Annotated in this window: 1 rRNA gene; it reads right to left on the bottom strand. The window is 53.1% G+C overall.

What is annotated here, in order from left to right:
- Positions 1 to 23 precede the first annotated feature (23 nt).
- A 23S ribosomal RNA gene (locus K5R89_RS26790) occupies positions 24 to 2,925 on the bottom strand.
- Between the last annotated feature and the right edge of the window lie 14 nt (positions 2,926 to 2,939).

The following is a 2,939-nucleotide window of genomic DNA, read 5'->3' as shown; positions in this document are numbered from 1 at the left end:
CGCCAAAACATCTTCGGCGTTGTAAGGTTAAGCCTCACGGTTCATTAGTACCGGTTAGCTCAACGCATCGCTGCGCTTACACACCCGGCCTATCAACGTCGTCGTCTTCAACGTTCCTTCAGGAGACTTAAAGTCTCAGGGAGAACTCATCTCGGGGCAAGTTTCGTGCTTAGATGCTTTCAGCACTTATCTCTTCCGCATTTAGCTACCGGGCAGTGCCATTGGCATGACAACCCGAACACCAGTGATGCGTCCACTCCGGTCCTCTCGTACTAGGAGCAGCCCCCCTCAATTCTCCAGCGCCCACGGCAGATAGGGACCGAACTGTCTCACGACGTTCTAAACCCAGCTCGCGTACCACTTTAAATGGCGAACAGCCATACCCTTGGGACCTACTTCAGCCCCAGGATGTGATGAGCCGACATCGAGGTGCCAAACACCGCCGTCGATATGAACTCTTGGGCGGTATCAGCCTGTTATCCCCGGAGTACCTTTTATCCGTTGAGCGATGGCCCTTCCATTCAGAACCACCGGATCACTATGACCTGCTTTCGCACCTGCTCGCGCCGTCACGCTCGCAGTCAAGCTAGCTTATGCCATTGCACTAACCTCCTGATGTCCGACCAGGATTAGCTAACCTTCGTGCTCCTCCGTTACGCTTTGGGAGGAGACCGCCCCAGTCAAACTACCCACCAGACACTGTCCGCAACCCCGATTAGGGGCCCACGTTAGAACATCAAACATTAAAGGGTGGTATTTCAAGGTTGGCTCCACGCAGACTGGCGTCCACGCTTCAAAGCCTCCCACCTATCCTACACATCAAGGCTCAATGTTCAGTGTCAAGCTATAGTAAAGGTTCACGGGGTCTTTCCGTCTTGCCGCGGGTACACTGCATCTTCACAGCGAGTTCAATTTCACTGAGTCTCGGGTGGAGACAGCCTGGCCATCATTACGCCATTCGTGCAGGTCGGAACTTACCCGACAAGGAATTTCGCTACCTTAGGACCGTTATAGTTACGGCCGCCGTTTACCGGGGCTTCGATCAAGAGCTTCTCCTTACGGATAACCCCATCAATTAACCTTCCGGCACCGGGCAGGCGTCACACCGTATACGTCCACTTTCGTGTTTGCACAGTGCTGTGTTTTTAATAAACAGTTGCAGCCAGCTGGTATCTTCGACTGGTCTCAGCTCCACCCGCAGGGGCTTCACCTACACACCAGCGTGCCTTCTCCCGAAGTTACGGCACCATTTTGCCTAGTTCCTTCACCCGAGTTCTCTCAAGCGCCTTGGTATTCTCTACCTGACCACCTGTGTCGGTTTGGGGTACGATTTGATGTTACCTGATGCTTAGAGGCTTTTCCTGGAAGCAGGGCATTTGTTACTTCAGTACCGTAGTACCTCGTCATCACACCTCAGCCTTGATTATCCGGATTTGCCTGGATAACCAGCCTACATGCTTAAACCGGGACAACCGTCGCCCGGCTAACATAGCCTTCTCCGTCCCCCCTTCGCAGTAACACCAAGTACAGGAATATTAACCTGTTTCCCATCGACTACGCCTTTCGGCCTCGCCTTAGGGGTCGACTCACCCTGCCCCGATTAACGTTGGACAGGAACCCTTGGTCTTCCGGCGAGCGGGCTTTTCACCCGCTTTATCGTTACTTATGTCAGCATTCGCACTTCTGATACCTCCAGCAACCCTCACAGGCCACCTTCGCAGGCTTACAGAACGCTCCCCTACCCAACAACACATAGTGTCGCTGCCGCAGCTTCGGTGCATGGTTTAGCCCCGTTACATCTTCCGCGCAGGCCGACTCGACCAGTGAGCTATTACGCTTTCTTTAAATGATGGCTGCTTCTAAGCCAACATCCTGGCTGTCTGTGCCTTCCCACATCGTTTCCCACTTAACCATGACTTTGGGACCTTAGCTGGCGGTCTGGGTTGTTTCCCTCTTCACGACGGACGTTAGCACCCGCCGTGTGTCTCCCGTGATAACATTCTTCGGTATTCGTAGTTTGCATCGGGTTGGTAAGTCGGGATGACCCCCTAGCCGAAACAGTGCTCTACCCCCGAAGATGAATTCACGAGGCGCTACCTAAATAGCTTTCGGGGAGAACCAGCTATCTCCCGGTTTGATTGGCCTTTCACCCCCAGCCACAAGTCATCCGCTAATTTTTCAACATTAGTCGGTTCGGTCCTCCAGTTAGTGTTACCCAACCTTCAACCTGCCCATGGCTAGATCACCGGGTTTCGGGTCTATACCCTGCAACTTAACGCCCAGTTAAGACTCGGTTTCCCTGCGGCTCCCCTATACGGTTAACCTTGCTACAGAATATAAGTCGCTGACCCATTATACAAAAGGTACGCAGTCACACCCGAAGGTGCTCCCACTGCTTGTACGTACACGGTTTCAGGTTCTTTTTCACTCCCCTCGCCGGGGTTCTTTTCGCCTTTCCCTCACGGTACTGGTTCACTATCGGTCAGTCAGGAGTATTTAGCCTTGGAGGATGGTCCCCCCATATTCAGACAGGATACCACGTGTCCCGCCCTACTCTTCGAGTTCACAGCCTGTGCATTTTGGTGTACGGGACTATCACCCTGTACCGTCGGACTTTCCAGACCGTTCCACTAACACACAAGCTGATTCAGACTCTGGGCTGCTCCCCGTTCGCTCGCCGCTACTGGGGGAATCTCGGTTGATTTCTTTTCCTCGGGGTACTTAGATGTTTCAGTTCCCCCGGTTCGCCTCGTTAACCTATGTATTCAGTTAACGATAGTGCAACGAATTGCACTGGGTTTCCCCATTCGGACATCGCCGGCTATAACGGTTCATATCACCTTACCGACGCTTTTCGCAGATTAGCACGTCCTTCATCGCCTCTGACTGCCAGGGCATCCACCGTGTACGCTTAGTCGCTTAACCTCACAACCCGAAGA

The sequence above is a fragment of the Klebsiella sp. TF21-TM genome (assembly GCF_019753495.1).
Lineage (GTDB): Bacteria > Pseudomonadota > Gammaproteobacteria > Enterobacterales > Enterobacteriaceae > Klebsiella > Klebsiella quasipneumoniae.
This window is presented reverse-complemented; position numbering and strand designations above follow the sequence as displayed.